18 protein-coding genes and 2 pseudogenes are annotated in these 15,829 nt (G+C 42.5%); 14 read left to right on the forward strand and 6 right to left on the reverse strand.

Annotated features, from left to right (window positions below; genetic code table 11):
• The 7 genes and pseudogenes from BGC07_RS22380 to rnhA form a co-directional block, all read left to right on the forward strand.
• The coding region (locus BGC07_RS22380) for an ABC transporter permease subunit (RefSeq protein WP_268801657.1) at positions 1-476 on the forward strand (476 nt) is incomplete at its 5' end.
• Positions 448-585 carry an ABC transporter permease subunit gene (locus BGC07_RS23345; protein WP_268801658.1) on the forward strand — a complete coding sequence of 46 codons (138 nt, stop codon included), beginning with the start codon at positions 448-450 and terminating at the stop codon, positions 583-585. The genes BGC07_RS22380 and BGC07_RS23345, both read left to right, overlap by 29 nt.
• A 14-nt stretch (positions 586-599) precedes the next feature.
• Positions 600-1,532, forward strand: a complete 933-nt coding sequence (locus BGC07_RS11905; protein ID WP_069313291.1) for an ABC transporter permease — start codon at positions 600-602, stop codon at positions 1,530-1,532.
• A gap of 9 nt (positions 1,533-1,541) precedes the next feature.
• A complete protein-coding gene (locus BGC07_RS11910) occupies positions 1,542-2,504 on the forward strand; it encodes an oligopeptide/dipeptide ABC transporter ATP-binding protein (protein WP_069313292.1) in 963 nt (320 codons plus the stop codon).
• Complete coding sequence (oppF, locus tag BGC07_RS11915; RefSeq protein WP_069313293.1) at positions 2,504-3,490, forward strand: murein tripeptide/oligopeptide ABC transporter ATP binding protein OppF; 987 nt, start codon at positions 2,504-2,506, stop codon at positions 3,488-3,490. The genes BGC07_RS11910 and oppF overlap by 1 nt, the downstream gene beginning before the upstream one ends.
• Before the next feature lie 141 nt (positions 3,491-3,631).
• Entirely contained in the window at positions 3,632-3,961 is a 330-nt protein-coding gene (locus tag BGC07_RS11920; RefSeq protein WP_069313294.1) for a hypothetical protein, read from the forward strand.
• Positions 3,961-4,383 (forward strand): annotated as a pseudogene (gene rnhA / locus BGC07_RS11925) (ribonuclease HI); the annotation flags it as partial. The gene BGC07_RS11920 and the pseudogene rnhA, both read left to right, overlap by 1 nt.
• A 237-nt stretch (positions 4,384-4,620) precedes the next feature.
• Here rnhA and BGC07_RS11930 read toward each other — a convergent pair.
• Positions 4,621-4,848 (reverse strand): DUF6356 family protein, encoded by a 228-nt coding sequence (locus BGC07_RS11930; protein WP_069313296.1) that lies wholly within the window; start codon positions 4,846-4,848, stop codon positions 4,621-4,623.
• A gap of 124 nt (positions 4,849-4,972) precedes the next feature.
• Between BGC07_RS11930 and BGC07_RS11935 the strand changes: the two genes are divergently transcribed.
• Together BGC07_RS11935 and rsmI are read left to right on the forward strand one after the other, a co-directional pair.
• The gene (locus tag BGC07_RS11935; RefSeq protein ID WP_069313297.1) at positions 4,973-5,539 is read left to right on the forward strand and encodes a cytochrome b/b6 domain-containing protein; all 567 of its coding nucleotides are present in this window, start codon (positions 4,973-4,975) and stop codon (positions 5,537-5,539) included.
• A gap of 50 nt (positions 5,540-5,589) precedes the next feature.
• Positions 5,590-6,426 (forward strand): 16S rRNA (cytidine(1402)-2'-O)-methyltransferase, encoded by an 837-nt coding sequence (gene rsmI / locus BGC07_RS11940; protein ID WP_069313298.1) that lies wholly within the window; start codon positions 5,590-5,592, stop codon positions 6,424-6,426.
• A 26-nt stretch (positions 6,427-6,452) separates the two neighbouring features.
• Here rsmI and BGC07_RS11945 read toward each other — a convergent pair whose 3' ends face one another.
• From BGC07_RS11945 to BGC07_RS11955, 3 genes are read right to left on the reverse strand one after another with little or no spacing between them, the layout of a single operon-like run.
• On the reverse strand, positions 6,453-7,325 hold the full coding sequence (locus BGC07_RS11945) for an SDR family NAD(P)-dependent oxidoreductase (protein WP_069313299.1): 873 nt from the start codon (positions 7,323-7,325) through the stop codon (positions 6,453-6,455).
• Positions 7,326-7,368: 43 nt separating this feature from the next.
• Positions 7,369-8,439, reverse strand: coding sequence for an AI-2E family transporter (locus BGC07_RS11950; RefSeq protein ID WP_077216883.1), 1,071 nt, complete (start codon positions 8,437-8,439; stop codon positions 7,369-7,371).
• A gap of 24 nt (positions 8,440-8,463) precedes the next feature.
• Entirely contained in the window at positions 8,464-9,570 is a 1,107-nt protein-coding gene (locus tag BGC07_RS11955; RefSeq protein WP_069313301.1) for a DUF2066 domain-containing protein, read from the reverse strand.
• A gap of 135 nt (positions 9,571-9,705) precedes the next feature.
• Here BGC07_RS11955 and purM point away from each other — a divergent pair, with 135 nt between their 5' ends.
• The 4 genes from purM (at position 9,706) to BGC07_RS11975 (ending at position 12,870) form a co-directional block, all read left to right on the forward strand.
• Entirely contained in the window at positions 9,706-10,740 is a 1,035-nt protein-coding gene (gene purM / locus BGC07_RS11960; protein ID WP_139121689.1) for a phosphoribosylformylglycinamidine cyclo-ligase, read from the forward strand.
• Positions 10,741-10,752: 12 nt separating this feature from the next.
• Positions 10,753-11,403: a phosphoribosylglycinamide formyltransferase gene (purN, locus tag BGC07_RS11965; protein ID WP_069313303.1), complete on the forward strand. Its 651-nt coding sequence runs from the start codon at positions 10,753-10,755 to the stop codon at positions 11,401-11,403.
• A gap of 60 nt (positions 11,404-11,463) precedes the next feature.
• Positions 11,464-12,306 carry a 2OG-Fe(II) oxygenase family protein gene (locus tag BGC07_RS11970; protein ID WP_069313304.1) on the forward strand — a complete coding sequence of 281 codons (843 nt, stop codon included), beginning with the start codon at positions 11,464-11,466 and terminating at the stop codon, positions 12,304-12,306.
• A gap of 96 nt (positions 12,307-12,402) precedes the next feature.
• Positions 12,403-12,870, forward strand: coding sequence for a GNAT family N-acetyltransferase (locus BGC07_RS11975; protein WP_069313305.1), 468 nt, complete (start codon positions 12,403-12,405; stop codon positions 12,868-12,870).
• A gap of 121 nt (positions 12,871-12,991) precedes the next feature.
• Here the strand turns inward: BGC07_RS11975 and BGC07_RS11980 are convergent, their stop codons facing one another.
• Together BGC07_RS11980 and BGC07_RS11985 are read right to left on the reverse strand one after the other, a co-directional pair.
• Complete coding sequence (locus BGC07_RS11980) at positions 12,992-13,414, reverse strand: DUF4402 domain-containing protein (RefSeq protein ID WP_069313306.1); 423 nt, start codon at positions 13,412-13,414, stop codon at positions 12,992-12,994.
• Between the two features lie 175 nt (positions 13,415-13,589).
• Complete coding sequence (locus BGC07_RS11985) at positions 13,590-14,027, reverse strand: DUF4402 domain-containing protein (protein ID WP_069313307.1); 438 nt, start codon at positions 14,025-14,027, stop codon at positions 13,590-13,592.
• A gap of 409 nt (positions 14,028-14,436) precedes the next feature.
• Between BGC07_RS11985 and fumC the strand changes: the two are divergent.
• A pseudogene (gene fumC / locus BGC07_RS11990) lies at positions 14,437-15,817 on the forward strand (class II fumarate hydratase).
• Positions 15,818-15,829: the final 12 nt, after the last annotated feature.

Raw genomic sequence — 15,829 nt, forward strand, 5'->3', positions numbered from 1 at the left:
TTTTATTAGGGAGTATTGCTGCACTTCGGCAAAATTCCTGGGTTGATTATTTAGTTATGTCGTTTTCTATGTTTGGTATTTCGATTCCTAACTTTGTTGTTGCGCCGATTATGGTATTAGTTTTTGCTATTGGCTTAAAGTGGCTGCCTGCAGGAACTTGGGGAGGAGGGAGCTTTTCTCACCTGTTATTACCAGTAATTGCCTTAGCTATTCCGCAGTTAGCTATTATTGCTAGGATTATGCGTGGAAGTATGATTGAAGTTTTAAGTAGTAACTTTATTCGTACTGCAAAAAGCAAAGGTCTATCTGGATTTACTATCGTGACCCGCCATGCTTTAAAACCCGCATTAATGCCTGTTATTTCTTATTTGGGGCCAGCAATGGCTGCGGTGATTACAGGGTCCGTTGTTGTTGAGCAAATTTTTTGGTTTGCCAGGTATCGGTACTTTGCTTGTTCAGGCGGCAACGAATCGTGACTACACAACAGTGCTTGGATTAACTATTTTATTTGGTGCAATGATTATTTTATTTAATTTTTTAGTTGATATTCTATATGCACTTTTAGACCCTAAAATCAGATATTAATTAGGTTGAATATCATGGCAATTGCAATGAAAAAACAAGAGAGTTTAGGGAAGCCCGTGGGCAGCTTAGTGAAATCACTGGAAATGGCCGTTGAAAAGGATGTGAAAGGGCGTAGCCTTTGGGCGGATGCGATGCGGCGTTTTTTTAAAAATAAAGGAGCTGTAGTTAGTTTAATTGTCTTAGTAATAATGATACTTGCTATTATTGCTGGGCCTTGGTTTAGTTCGTATACCATAGAACAAACAGATTGGAGTGCGATATTTAGTGCCCCTAATGTCCATCACATTTTTGGCACCGATGAGCTTGGCAGAGATTTGTTTGTGCGGACGATGGAAGGCGGAAGAATTACTTTATATGTTGGTTTTATCGCAACGATTGTCAGTATCGTGATTGGTATTTTATATGGTGCAACCGCTGGTTTTATAGGTGGGAAAGTCGATGGGTTAATGATGCGCGTGGTTGATGTGCTTTATTCCTTGCCCTTTTTGTTTTTTGTTATTTTATTGATGACTTTTTTTGGCCGTAATTTTATTTTGATGTTCGTGGCGATTGGAGCGATTTCTTGGCTTGATATGGCAAGGATCGTGCGTGGTCAAACATTAAGTTTAAAAAGTAAAGAGTTCATCGAGGCGGCCCATGCCTCTGGCGTGAGTCGGTTTAGGATTATTATCCGCCATATTGTCCCTAACTTATTAGGTGTAGTTGTCGTTTATGCGACACTTACGGTGCCAACGGTTATTTTGACTGCTGCTTTTTTGAGCTTCTTAGGTTTGGGGGTGCAGGCGCCGATGACAAGTTTGGGGGTATTAGTGAATAGTGGTGCGCAAAATATGACGGTCGCTTGGTGGACCATTGTTTTCCCCGGTGCGGCATTAGCGTTGATTTTATACTGTTTTAATTTTATCGGCGATGGCTTACGCGATGCGCTCGATCCCAAAGGGCATTAGGAGTCGATCATGAGTTTATTAACGGTTGAAAATCTACAAGTCAAATTTAAAACACCCGAAGGCTTTGTCGGTGCAGTCAATAATGTCAACTTTTCTTTAGAGAAGGGAAAGACCTTAGGGATTGTCGGCGAGTCAGGTTCTGGTAAAAGCCAGACTGTACTCGCTTTAATGGGACTATTGGCAAAAAATGGTCAGACGACAGGGTCGATTAAATTTAAAGGTGAAGAGCTTATCGGTATGCCACTTTCAGAGTTAAATCGGGTGCGTGGTCGTCATATTTCGATGATTTTTCAAGATCCAATGACGTCATTAAACCCTTACTTAACGGTTGCTAAGCAGATGTCTGAGGTTTTAACTTTACACAAAGGGATGACTAAAGCCGAAGCGAAGCAAGAGGCAATAAGAATGCTGGATGCGGTAAAAATTCCTGAAGCTGCAAAGCGGGTGAGGATGTATCCGCATGAGTTTTCTGGGGGAATGCGCCAGCGAGTGATGATTGCCATGGCGTTATTATGTCGTCCAGAATTATTGATTGCCGATGAACCGACAACCGCTTTAGATGTGACGGTTCAAGCGCAGATTCTAGATTTATTGCGCGAGCTGCAAAAAGACTTTAACACGTCGATTATTATGATTACCCATGACTTAGGCGTGGTCGCAGGCAGTTGTGATGATGTGATGGTGATGTATGCCGGGCAAACGATGGAGCATGCCAGTGTCGATGATATTTTTGCAAAACCATTGCACCCTTATACACAGGGCTTATTAAAAGCCTTGCCACGCTTGGATCAAGTGGATGAAGAATTAGCGACAATTCCAGGCAATCCACCTAATTTGCTGCACTTACCCAAAGGTTGCCCATTTCAAGATCGTTGTCCTGTGGCGAGTAGTGTCTGTACTGAGAAAGCACCTTCTTTGCGTCGGTTTGACCAAAGAGAAGGTGCCTGTCACCGTATTGAGGAGGTTGCATAATGAGTGCTGCACCGATATTAAAAATTGAAGATTTAAAAGTCCATTTTAAAGTGAACCAAGGAAAAACCTGGCCCTGGCAGCCTTCAAAAACCTTAAAAGCTGTTGATGGTGTTAATTTTGAGCTTTATGCCGGTGAGACTCTTGGTGTAGTAGGCGAATCGGGATGTGGGAAATCAACGCTGGCGAGAGCTATTCTAGGTTTATTACCTTCTCAAAATGGCAGAGTACTCTGGTTGGGTGAAGATCTACGTGAACTCGATAAAAAAAGCATGCGTGAAAAACGCCGTCAGTTACAAGTAATTTTTCAAGACCCATTAGCCTCATTAAATCCTAGAATGACTGTGGGAGAGATTATTGCTGAGCCATTAAACGCCTTTTATCCTGAGAAGAAAAAAGCAGAAGTCATGGCAGAAGTTAAAGCGATGATGAAGCTTGTTGGCTTATTGCCAAATCAAGTGAATCGTTATCCGCATGAGTTTTCAGGAGGGCAATGTCAGCGTATTGGTATTGCACGTGCACTCATTTTAAAGCCAAAAATGATCGTTTGTGATGAACCGGTGAGTGCTTTGGATGTTTCTATTCAGGCGCAAATTGTTAATTTGCTGCGTGATTTGCAGAAGAAATTAGACTTATCATTGATTTTTATTGCTCATGATTTAAGTATCGTCAAGCATATTAGTGACCGAGTATTAGTAATGTACCTAGGTCATATTATGGAAATTGCTGATAAGGATGATTTATTTGATAGCCCTGAGCATCCGTATACCCAAGCGTTAATGTCAGCGGTGCCAGTGCCGGACCCTGAAAAAGAACGCACGAAAAAACTAGAGCTATTACAAGGGGATTTACCATCACCGATTTCACCACCGAGTGGTTGTGTATTTAGAACGCGTTGCCCACGTGCCGTCGATGCCTGTGGTGACAATGTGCCAGAGCTACAAGCAGCTCGAAGAAGCCAGGCTGCTTGTATACGCTTGCATGAATGAGCTTTTTTGCCTATTGATTGTATGACACTAAAGGGTGCTTTGATAGCACCTTTTTTTATTGAATAGACTTGGAGACTATGATCCTCACTGTGGTTGCGTATAATGAGGCCAAGATGAATTAAAGTTTAGGTGTTTGAATACATGAGTTATCCGGCCTTGATCCAACAAATTGACAAGTTATCAAAGAAATATGGTTTTGAGCGTCATAAGATGCGCTTTATCTGCGGTATCACCGATATTGCAACATTGTCTGCTGAGCGTGAGTTAAGCAATGCTGAGGCCGAAGCCTTAGTTAAGCAGTATGGTATCAATGGTGTGTGGCTCGCCTGGCTAAATGATGATGGCATGTTGGTCGAAGATGAGCGTTTTAAGTATATTGATGAGCTGCTGGCGACACCGACTTATGCCGAGGAGTGGTTTGATCTGGTCAATGGTCATGAAGAAATTCAAAAGAAGGAAGATCAAAGCTGATGATAGATATTTATACGGATGGAGGCTGTCGAGGAAACCCAGGGCCAGGCGGTTGGGGCGCTGTGATTGTTAATAATCAAAGTGAAACAGAGTTAAGTGGCTTTGAAGACCATACGACCAATAATCGCATGGAATTGACCGCAGCGATTAAAGCCTTAGAGGCGCTACCTTCTGGTACTCAAGCGCGATTAACCACCGATTCCAATTATGTTAAACAAGGGATCAACCAGTGGGTACATAATTGGAAGAAAAATGGTTGGAAGACTTCTCAAAAAAAAGATGTCCTGAATAAAGACTTGTGGCAGCAGCTGGACCAGCTCAATGAAAACCTTAATATTGAGTGGCATTGGGTGAAAGGCCATAGTGGTCATCCGTATAATGAGCGTTGTGATGAACTTGCGAACTTGGCGATGGATCAGTTATCGGAAAATGTGAGTCACCCGCAAGCTCGCCCAGCGATGGGTCCTAATAATACCCAGGGAGTCGTGGTTTCAAGCATAAGCCTAGAGGAGCGCTTGGAGCGTGTAGAAAATAAGCTAGATATTATTTTACAGCGTTTATCTGAACTTTCATAACGCTAAGATAGAGCAGCAAGTGAGTCAAGAAAGATCGTGATGATAACGATCTTTTTATTCTGCTTTGCCAAAATTACAGGTTTGCTAAACGAGTTTAGATGCTGATTTGCAGTTACGCTTTGCCTCGAGGTCCTTATAAATTTTATCGATGAGATTGCTAGCAGTATGAACAAGAATAAAGGGTAAAAATGCATGAATAATTAAGCAGCAAGCGGCAACAAATAATCGACTACATTGTCGCAGTGCGAAACGCATATGTGAAAAATAGCTTTCATTGACATCGGTTAAATGTTGAGTAAATGGGTTTGGCATGATTATCTTCCTAATATTCTAACTCCATTACTATGACTATGAATGAAAGCGATTTGAAATGCGAGTAAAACTGTCTGATTTTTAAGTAAACTTAGATTAAATAATTTAATAATGAAGTGTGACTATGACTGATTTTAACACGACTAAAAACGGTTGGCAGCCGATAACGTTAGTTCTCCATTCACTGTTTGCCTTTTGCATTATAGGACAGCTGATTACTAGCACTTTTATGCATCGGCCAAAGCCAGGTCGTCACGTGAGTGCCTTTGAGGCTTGGGGCTATCAAACGCATGAATATATGGGGATACTAACTTTAATACTGTTGATTTGTTATGTGGTCTGGGCCTTCGTTATTTTAAAGCGCGGCCCACATTTATTTCCTTGGTCTAGAGTGGGTTGGCAAACGATCTGGCGGCAATGCAAAGCGTTACTGAAAGGTATCTTACCAGCTTCGCATAGTACGGGCGGCTTATCAGGCTTGATTCATGGTTTGGGTTTGCTGTTGGTGATTGCAACGGCATCGACTGGTACGATATGGTGGTTGTTATCTTTAAGTCATATATTTACGATTGGGCAGATTCATCCCTTAAAAGAAGTTCATGAATGGTGTGGGACGATTGTTTGGTTTTACTTGGGAGGCCATGTCAGCATGGCGATATTACATTGGCTGATCGATGCCTTTAAACGTTAAATAATTTAGTAAAACGGTTATTGTTTTTTAGAAATAAAGAGAGATTATTAATGCCAGCCTGTTTATATATAGTTGCAACTCCCATCGGTCATTTGGGAGATTTAACACCTCGGGCGATCGAAATATTAAAAGAAGTGAGCGTGATTGCCGCTGAAGATACTCGCCATAGTAAGCGCCTGATGCAGCATTTTAATATTCAAACTCCGACGCTCACTTTGCATGAGCATAATGAGCGCGAGAAGTCTTTGGCATTATTAGAGCGTATTGAGCAGGGCGACAGCATTGCTTTAATCTCAGATGCAGGGACGCCTTTAGTCAGTGACCCAGGCTATCATTTTGTTCGCCTAGCGCATGAGAAAGCTATTAAAGTTGTGCCGATCCCTGGGGTGAGCGCATTGATTGCGGCGTTGTCTGTTTCTGGCCTCGCCTCTGATGAATTTCGCTTTGTTGGATTTTTGCCGGCGAAGTCATCTGGGCGAGGGCAGCGTTTGCAAAGCTTAGTTGATGATACTGCGACTTTGATTTTTTATGAGGCTCCCCACCGTATTTATGATTGTATTGCCCAAATGGCCGTGGTGTTGGGGGGTAATCGCGAGGCCTGTATTGCGCGTGAGTTGACTAAGCAATATGAAACAGTTAAAAAAGCCCCTCTGACAGAGCTAGTTAAATGGTTAGAGAATGATAGCAATCAGCAACGTGGCGAGTTTGTTGTTTTGGTTTCAGGTGCTGAGAAAAAGGCTGAACAGGCCTTAAGCACTGAAGATGAACGTATTATGAAGTTATTGCTAGAGCAAGTAAAAGTAAAAACAGCAGCGCAGTTGGCCGCTGAGATTACGGGCAAAAGTAAGCGTGACTTTTATCAGTATGGTTTGAGCTTAAAGGAGTGATAATTGATATTAAAAGGTGTGTACTTTTATATCTTCCAATCATCGGAAGTATAATCTAATGATGTTAGGTAGTTAATAAACTGGTCACGGTAGCTGTTTGCACTTAAATCTGACTGATTTTTTGCGGCAAACTGGCGGCCAAACTCATTGCTATAGGTATGAAAATCTGGACTTTTGCTTAAAATCGCTTCGGAAAAAATTTTCGCAACGTCAGCTGCAGATTGCCAGACGGTATTGTCGTCGAACCATTGATAAGCATGGCTCGTAAAGTTTTTGTAGAATTGTTCGGTGATTTCTTTGCGTGAGCCATCAAAGCAAGACAGCGTTGTTTGAATGGGGCCTGGGTGAAAATTAAAGACATTAATACCCCAAGGAGCAAGCTCAATTGCCAGTGACTCTTGTATGCGCTCAAGTGCTTGCAGTGCGCTGAGGTAAACTGCTATTCCTGGCATGATGAAAGGCATTGTACAAAAGACGCTACCTGTGGTTGTGATAGTACCTGAACGACGCTCTCGCATGGCAGGAACGAACCCTTTTATTAATGCGAGTGGGCCAAACACTTTTGTTTGAAAGGTGGTGTTGATATCTTCTTGACTCGCACTTTCAACAGGGCCTATAACAACATTAGCCGCATTATTCACAAGAACATCGATGTAGCTATAGTCTGCTAGGACATTGCTAATAAATGTTTGAGTCGAAGTGTCATCACATAAATCTAGCTGCCTTAGATCCAGGTTGTTGCCATTTCTAGGGAGGTGGCTTTGTTGTAATTCACTGGTTTCTACATTGCGAACAGTCGCAATGACTTTGTGGCCTTGTTTGAGAAGCTCTAAGGCTAGGTTATAGCCAACCCCCTCCTTTTTTGAGCAGCCGGTAATAACAATAATTTTCTGCATCATGACTTAAACGCTACCTTTTATTTTACTTGATATTTTTAGTAGGTTACTTTTCTATATGCTGGCTTTCTTGCTGGTAAAAATGACTGTCGATATAATCTTGATAGAAATAGCGAATAATGACCATAATAATTGCGGCGGCAGGAAGTGCGAGTAAGACACCGGCAAAGCCAAACAGCTGACCGCCGGCAAGTACGGCGAAAATGACAGCAACCGGGTGTAAGCCGATGCGATCACCGACCAAAAGAGGAGTGAGTATCCAGCCTTCGAGTGCATGACCTAAGACAAAAACGATAAGCACATAGATAATATGGGTAATGTCTTGGAATTGGGCGATGGCACTTAAAACAGCAATGATAATCCCTGCGATACTGCCTAAATAGGGGACAATGCTGATGATGCCGACGAGCATACCGATTAAAACAGCGGTTTTTAAGCCGACTAGCGATAAACCTAATGCATAGAAAATACCCAAGCAAAGCATGACAAAGAGCTGACCGCGTAAAAAAGAAGCAAGAACTTCATCACAGTTAATAATTAGTTTATATAAAGTCGGTTCTAGGCGGCGGGGTAAAAGATTACGGCCTTTGGCAAGAATGCTATTCCAATCACGCAGGAAATAAAAGGCGACAACAGGAACAAGAACGATTTGGACGCCCCATTCAATAATTTTAATCCCTGAGCTAAATATCGTATTCCAAGAAATTTTTAATAAATCTGGATTTTGCGTGATTATAGTGCTGAACTTTTGCGTGAGGTCAGTGAGGTTAATCGGTTGTAAATTAATGTGTAAATAATGGTTGAGTAGAGGGAAAATCTGGTTTTGTAGATAATTATTAATTTTCGGCAGCTGGTTAATTAAAAGTATGACCTGAGTTTCAACCATCGGAATAATAATTAATGGCAGGCTGAAAAGTACGGCACCGATGATAAATAAAATAACCAAGACGCTCAGGGTTCTTGGAATGCGGTATTTCTCCAAGCGTGATACCCAGGGGCTACCAAGGTAGGCGAGTAAGATGGCGGCGAAAAATGAGCCTAAAATGGGGCTTAGCAAGTAAACGAGCAAAAAAAATACGGCGATGGATGCGGGAAGTAGCCAACGTTTAATTTGCACGTCGATCTCCTTATTCATGGTTATTTACCCTTGCCAGCGGAACTTGAGTGCGCCGTCGGGTGCTGTTTGAGTCTCTATTGTGGAGAGTTTGCGGCTTAAAGCAAGGATTTTCAGTAATTGCTTTTGATTCACATTGCTGGTTAAGTCTAAAGTGACGGTATCAGCTGAGATGACTTTAGTCTGGACTTGGCTAATCACGTGTTGTTTAGCAAGGTAGGTAGTTAAGTTACGATATTGTTGTAAGTGGTCGATGCCGAGCACTTGAATGGTAAACTGATGCTCTTCTTCTGAGCTTTGGTAAAGCTGCGCTAGGTTGTGAGCAAGATGGCCGGTTGCGGTTTTAAGGACCGAGCTTAAATGTTCGCTCGCGCTGCTCCAGCTGAGTGTTTGTTTATTTTTGGTGATGAGTTGCCAGTGGGTTTCCCAGCCTGTGGCGGTAGGAAACACCCGGCCTGCGAGTATGGTATCTGGGCGATAGCGCTGTGAAGCTTTTTTAAGTGCTGGGATGTTAAAATTCCAGATTTCATCGGCACTGATTTGTTTGAGATCACGCACATCGACTTTAGGGAATTGCAAAGGAATTCCATACTTTTCAGCGGCTTTGTTAAGAACACTCGTAGTCAGTTGATCATTATCGCCGACGATCAGCTTTTGCATATCGTTATCGATCACCAGCCAAACCAGTGTGATTGGGCGGTAATTATCCCAAAATTGAATTTTATTTTTCTTAAGCCAGGCTTTTAAGCGTTGTTCGTTCAATTGGACATGAAAGACTAAGGAGTCAGGTTCGGTGATGGCTTGAGGTTGTATTGTTTGGTTTGGCTCGTTTGAGTGAATAGCTTCGGTGGGCTTGGCAGGCTGAGGGATTTTTTTGATGGTGTAGGAGCTGACAAAGCGCCAAGGCGATTGCTGTAGTTGCTTTTTTTGTTCAGAAGATAAGTTTTGTGTGGTGATTTTGTTTAACGTGCTAAATAAGGCAGTCCCTAGGGCAAGGTCGCGCTCACTTTGTGTATTTTGATCAATGGGGATATTTGCCTGGAATAAGTGAGGCAAAAATACCGCAAAACTTAGAGAAGTGTTGAGCAGATAAAGGGAGGTTATAAGCAGGAGGAAATGCAGTAACCGGCGCATTGGTTTGCCTTTTATTTTAGAGAAAACTCTATAATAAGTGTATATAAGTCCGTAGTAATTGTCTTCTTACTCTTGCAGCGAGGGTTCAGGCTGATACAATGCGCATGTTGTATTGAAATGCCAGGAGTGTCGATCGTGCAGAAGCCTTCTTTGAGTTATCGTGATGCTGGAGTCAATATTGACGCTGGTAACCGCTTGGTTGAGCGTATTAAGCATGTTGCAAAGGCAACACATCGCCCCGGAGTGATGGGTGGTTTAGGCGGCTTTGGTGCTTTGTTTGAGTTGCCTGTTGATCGTTACAAGGCCCCCGTTCTTGTTTCTGGAACCGACGGTGTGGGTACGAAGCTGAAGCTCGCTTTAGAGCTGGGTATTCATGATACTGTCGGTATTGACTTAGTTGCCATGTGTGTCAATGATTTGATCGTTATTGGTGCTGAACCCTTATTCTTTCTTGATTATTATGCAACCGGTGAACTTGATGTTGATGTGGCTGCTGCTGTAGTTCAAGGCATCGGGGAAGGTTGCTTACAAGCAGGAGCGGCACTTGTCGGTGGTGAAACAGCTGAGATGCCAGGTATGTACAGTGCGGGTGATTATGATCTTGCAGGTTTTTGTGTTGGTGTGGCTGAGAAAGAGCGCATTGTTGATGCAAGCAAGGTGAAAGCCGGTGATGTATTGATTGGTTTAGGATCATCGGGTGTGCACTCCAACGGCTATTCACTCGTTCGTAAAATTCTAGAGGTTGCGGGTAAAGGTTTTGATACGGAATTATCGGGCAAAACACTGGCTGAACTATTACTTGCCCCAACACGAGTTTATGTGAAGTCTTTATTGCCATTATTTAATGAAGAGAAAATCTTGTCCTGCGCTCATATTACTGGGGGTGGTTTACCTGAGAATTTGCCTCGTGTGTTGCCTGAAGGCGTTAGTGCAAAAGTTGATACTTCATCATGGCAGTGGCCAGAGATTTTCCAATGGTTACAAGCCGAAGGCCAGGTTGAAACATCCGAGATGTACCGGACCTTTAACTGTGGTGTTGGCATGGTGGTTTGTGTGACTCGTGAAGAGGTTGATTATTGCTTAGAAAAATTAACCGCTGCAGGTGAGAAGGCGTGGGTGTTAGGTGAGATTACTGAAGAGCAAGATCAGCCAGTGATTCTTGCTAGGTAAGGCGTACTCCCAATGAACAATGAAAACGATCGCATTGTCGTATTGATTTCGGGCTCAGGGTCTAATTTACAGGCCCTGATTGATACTGTTCATAATGATTTGAAAAAAATCGGTAAAATTGCTGCGGTTATCAGCAATAAGCCGGGTGTATTGGGCTTAAAGCGGGCTGAGAAGGCAGGAATTCCAACGCATGTTTTGAGCCATCGAGGGTTTAATGAGCGTGAGGCTTATGATGCCGAATTACTTGACCTTATTGAACGATATCAACCGAAGTTGGTTGTCTTAGCTGGCTTTATGCGTATTTTAAGCGCTAATTTTGTTGAGCACTTTCTAGGGCGTTTACTCAATATTCACCCTTCTTTATTGCCTAAATATAAAGGGCTACACACGCATAAACGCGCTTTGGCGGCTGGAGATAAAGAGCAGGGTGCATCTGTGCATTTTGTCACCCCAGCTTTGGATGGTGGCCCGGTGGTTGCGCAAAGCCGTTGTGAAATTATGGCAGGTGATAGTGAAGCATATTTGGCGAAGAGAGTTCAAGGCTTAGAGCATGCTTTATACCCTAAAGTGGTGAGTTGGTTTATGCAGAACCAATTACAATGGCGAGACCATGAAGTTTGGTTGATGGGTGAAAAGCTCAGTGAGCCAGAGCAGGTTGAATAAAATATTATTGATTAATGTCATTTGATTTTGATAGAAAGTTATAAGTTGAGGTAAGTTAAAATGAAACAAGTGCGTATTGTTGATTGCCAGTCAGAGAATGCAGCGAAAGATTTTGCGCTCTCTTTGCGTGAGACTGGTTTTGCTGTGGTGAAAAACCACGGAGTTCCCTTTGAGCTGGTTCAAGCCGTTTATGATGAATGGCTCGCTTTTTTTAAAACAGAGGCGAAGCATCAATATTTATTTGATCGTGAAAAGCAAGATGGTTATTTTCCGCCAGAAGTCTCTGAAACGGCGAAAGGTCATACTGAAAAAGACATTAAAGAGTATTATCATATTTATTCATGGGGGCGTTATCCAGAGGGCTTATCTAATAAAGCTCATGAATTATGCCAGCGTTCGACTGAACTTGCTGTTACGTTATTAAATTGGTTAGAAGGCGAAACGCCTGCTGAAATTCGTGAGAAGCTTTCAGAGTCGTTTGCTAGCATGATTGAGAATAGTGATAATGTTCTACAGCGTATTTTACACTATCCACCGATGACCGGCAGTGAAGAGCCGGGGGCTATTCGAGCTGCAGCGCATGGTGATATTAATTTATTAACAGTATTACCTTCATCGAATGAGCCAGGCTTGCAGGTAAAACCGATTGGTTCTGATTGGCTGGATGTTCCTTGTGAGCCGGAAACCATTGTGATCAATGCGGGTGATATGTTAGAAGAGGCAACCGCTGGCTATTATCCCTCAACCTTGCATCGTGTGATTAACCCGACGGGGGAGCGTTCAGCAAACTCACGCCTGACGGCGCCGTTATTTTTACATCCGCGTTCAGAAGTGGTTCTTTCAGAACGGCATACGGCAAAAAGTTATTTAGATGAGCGCTTAAAAGAGCTCGGTGTAAAATAAAGCAAAAACACATATTAATAGTTAAATATTCTGTAATAAAACCCTTATTTGCTGTAGAGTGAGTAAGGGTTTTATATTTTATAAGGATAATTTTAAATGACAGAAGAGTTTAAGATTAAGACAGCAACGGTCGGTGATGTCCCTGTAATTTTGCAGTTCATTAAAGAGTTGGCTGAATATGAGAGAATGTCCGATGATGTTGTTGCAACAGACGCTCTGCTCACTAAAAATTTATTTGGCAAAAATAGCTATGCTGAGGTAATTATTGGATATTATCGTGATGAACCTGTGGGTTTTGCCTTATTTTTTCATAACTTTTCGACATTTTTAGCAAAGCCTGGTATTTATTTAGAAGATTTATATGTTCAGCCTCAGCTGCGTGGCAAAGGGTTTGGTAAAATCTTACTAAACTATATTACTGAATTGGCGCGCAAGCGTGATTGTGGCCGTGTTGAATGGTCAGTATTGGATTGGAATGAGCCGAGTATTCAATTTTATAAAAAGCTCGGAGCTAAACCGATGGATGAATGGACGGTTTATCGTTTAGAAGAAAATTTGCTTTGAACGGTGCAAGAATTATAAAGATAAAAAATAACGCGCTGAATTTTATTGAAGGCTTGCAAGTTTTATAAGTAAACAAAGGGGTGTGAGAGCGAAGCGTGGTGCGTTTTTAGTATCGATAACCTCAAAGATAAGACGCTGTAATTGTCGCCGAGCCGGTATAATCGCCGGCTTTTGTGTTTGCAGCCACTCTCAGTGAGCCGGTGATATTGAGACTTGCTTCACCTTGGTTGTTTAATCTTTTTTGTGTGGTTGGAATTGATAAATTGACTCTTAGGCTATCGCTACCATTGACAATATTCATACGGTTTGGAATGGTGATTTTAACGGTTTGTTGTTTTTCACCACTGATTTCAAGCAAGGCGGTTGCTTGATAGTCGGTTCGACCTGATTGAGGTTTGACGAGTGTACCAAACTCAAGTGGCGCAACTTGTAAGGTGATTGGAGTAATAATTTCTGCGGAGGCGTTCATGGAAATATTGGTATCGCCTAATGCAAAAACTGAACTAGTCATTAGTAATCCAATAGCAAAGATAAACTTTTTCATGGCAATACTCCTTATGCAATGAAATTAATGCAATCTTCGTTCCTATGTTACCGTATTGATAGATTATGAACAGGGAGAGGGTTACGGTTTTTGTAGGGGGTTCGCTACGAGTCGCCGCTGCTAATATTTATGGTCATTAGCAGCGGTTTAAGTTTAAAGTAGGTTTAACGAATGACTAGAGATAACTGGCAGTAACAACAGTGGTGCCTGCATAACGGCCTTTTGCTGTTGAGCTCGCAACAGTAACAGAGCCATTAATTGCTTTATTCAATGCACCACTTGCCGGCAGGCGAACGGTTCCTGCACCCGTTAGACGGACAGTCAATCGGTTTGAGCCACTTGCCATAACGGCTGTCGGTGCATGACTAATGCGAACATTAGCGTTGCCTTCACCTGTAACTCTAAATAGCGCAGATGTTGCCTTTGTTGTCGAGCCTGAGGCTGGCTTATAAATATAGCCAAAGTTCATAGCACGAGTTTGTACAATATTCAGTGGGGTAATGACGATTGCACCCATGGTCAAGTTGGCACGGTCAGCGGCGATAGCAGGGCTAAAGGTTGCAGCGGCTGTAAGGGCAAGAACAGAGGATAGTGTCAGTGCTAATTTTTTCATTCGAATCTCCATATCGAGGATATTGTGTACGGCCTTTTCTTAAGGCTCATTTAAGGAATAGTCGCTGTGGGGTGGAAATAAAAACGAAAAGTGACATCTATCGTGTGTGATATTTCTATTGTTTTTGTATCTACAACAAAATAAAAATCAATGTATCTTTTTGAATTAAAGTGAAATTATCGAATTGAGAGGGGCTGAAATAAAAATCCCCTCTCACCTTGCGATAGGAGGGGTAAAATCTCTACCTGCATGATAGAGCTGCCGTTGAACTATTATTATAGTAATATAAATGATAATCATTATCAAGTTATTTTGTGAATATTTATAATCAGTTGAGTTTATAGTCACAGCGCTTTACTCTAGGCAAAGTGAGAGTGATTAACCAAGGAGCAAAAGGATGGGACAGCTAATGCGTACAGAAACCGATAGTATGGGTGAGATTCAAGTTGAGAGTGACAAGTATTGGGGAGCGCAAACCGAACGCTCTTTGCATCATTTTGCGATTGGTCACGATATTATGCCGCGAGCGATGATACGCGCACTGGGGGTATTCAAAAAAAGCAGCGGCGCTAACCAATGAGTCGTTGGGTAAACTACCTAAAGAAAAAGCCGCTTTGATTGTACAAGCGGCAGATGAAGTGATTGGTGGTAAGCTCGATGCACACTTTCCCTTGCGCGTTTGGCAAACCGGTAGTGGTACACAAACGAATATGAACAGCAATGAGGTGATTGCGAATCGGGCGATAGAAATTGCCGGCGGCATCATGGGAAGTAAAGATCCGGTTCACCCAAATGATCATGTCAATATGTCCCAATCATCCAATGACACTTTCCCAACGGCGATGTATATCGCAACCGTAGAGACGATTGTTCACCACCTGTTGCCAGAAGCCAAAGCACTGCGTGATGCGATAGCGGCTAAGCAAGAAGACTATAAGGATATTATCAAAATTGGCAGAACGCACTTGCAAGATGCTGTGCCATTGACCCTAGGGCAAGAGTTTTCGGGCTATGTCACCCAGCTTAATCAGGCAATCGCTTATATTGAAAATAACTTAACTCACCTTTATGAGCTGGCCTTAGGCGGCACAGCTGTGGGCACAGGTCTTAATACACATCCTAAATTTGCCAAGAAAGCAGCTAAATTTATTGCTAAAGAAACGGGTTTGAAATTTAGTTCAGCGGAAAATAAATTTGCTGTTTTAGCCGCTCATGATGCATTAGTACAAATTAGTGGTTCTCTTAAAACACTTGCAGCGGCATTAATGAAAATTGCGAATGATGTGCGCTGGTTGGGTTCTGGCCCGCGTTGTGGTTTGGGTGAGTTGGCTTTACCTGAAAATGAGCCGGGATCATCGATTATGCCTGGAAAAGTGAATCCAACCCAGTGTGAAGCGATGACAATGGTTTGTGTGCAGGTGATGGGGAATGATGCGGCCGTTGGTTTTGCCGGTAGTCAGGGTAATTTTGAGTTGAATGTCTTTAAACCGGTGATGGTCCATAATGTGCTGCATTCGGTGCAATTACTGGCTGATGCGTCGCGGAGTTTTAGAGAGTTTTGTATCGAAGGACTAAAGGCCAATAATGAGCGTATTGATTATTTCTTAAAACATTCATTAATGCTAGTCACTGCATTAAACCAGGTGATCGGTTACGACAAAGCGGCAATGATTGCGAAAACAGCGCATAAAGAAGGGACGAGCTTAAAAGAAGCTTGTTTAAAACTTGGATTTTTAAGTGCTGAAGAGTTTGATAACGCGGTAGACCCTGCCAAGATGATTGCGCCTTAGGGCGACAATCGT

This window comes from Piscirickettsia litoralis (assembly GCF_001720395.1).
Taxonomy (GTDB): Bacteria; Pseudomonadota; Gammaproteobacteria; order Piscirickettsiales; family Piscirickettsiaceae; genus Piscirickettsia; species Piscirickettsia litoralis.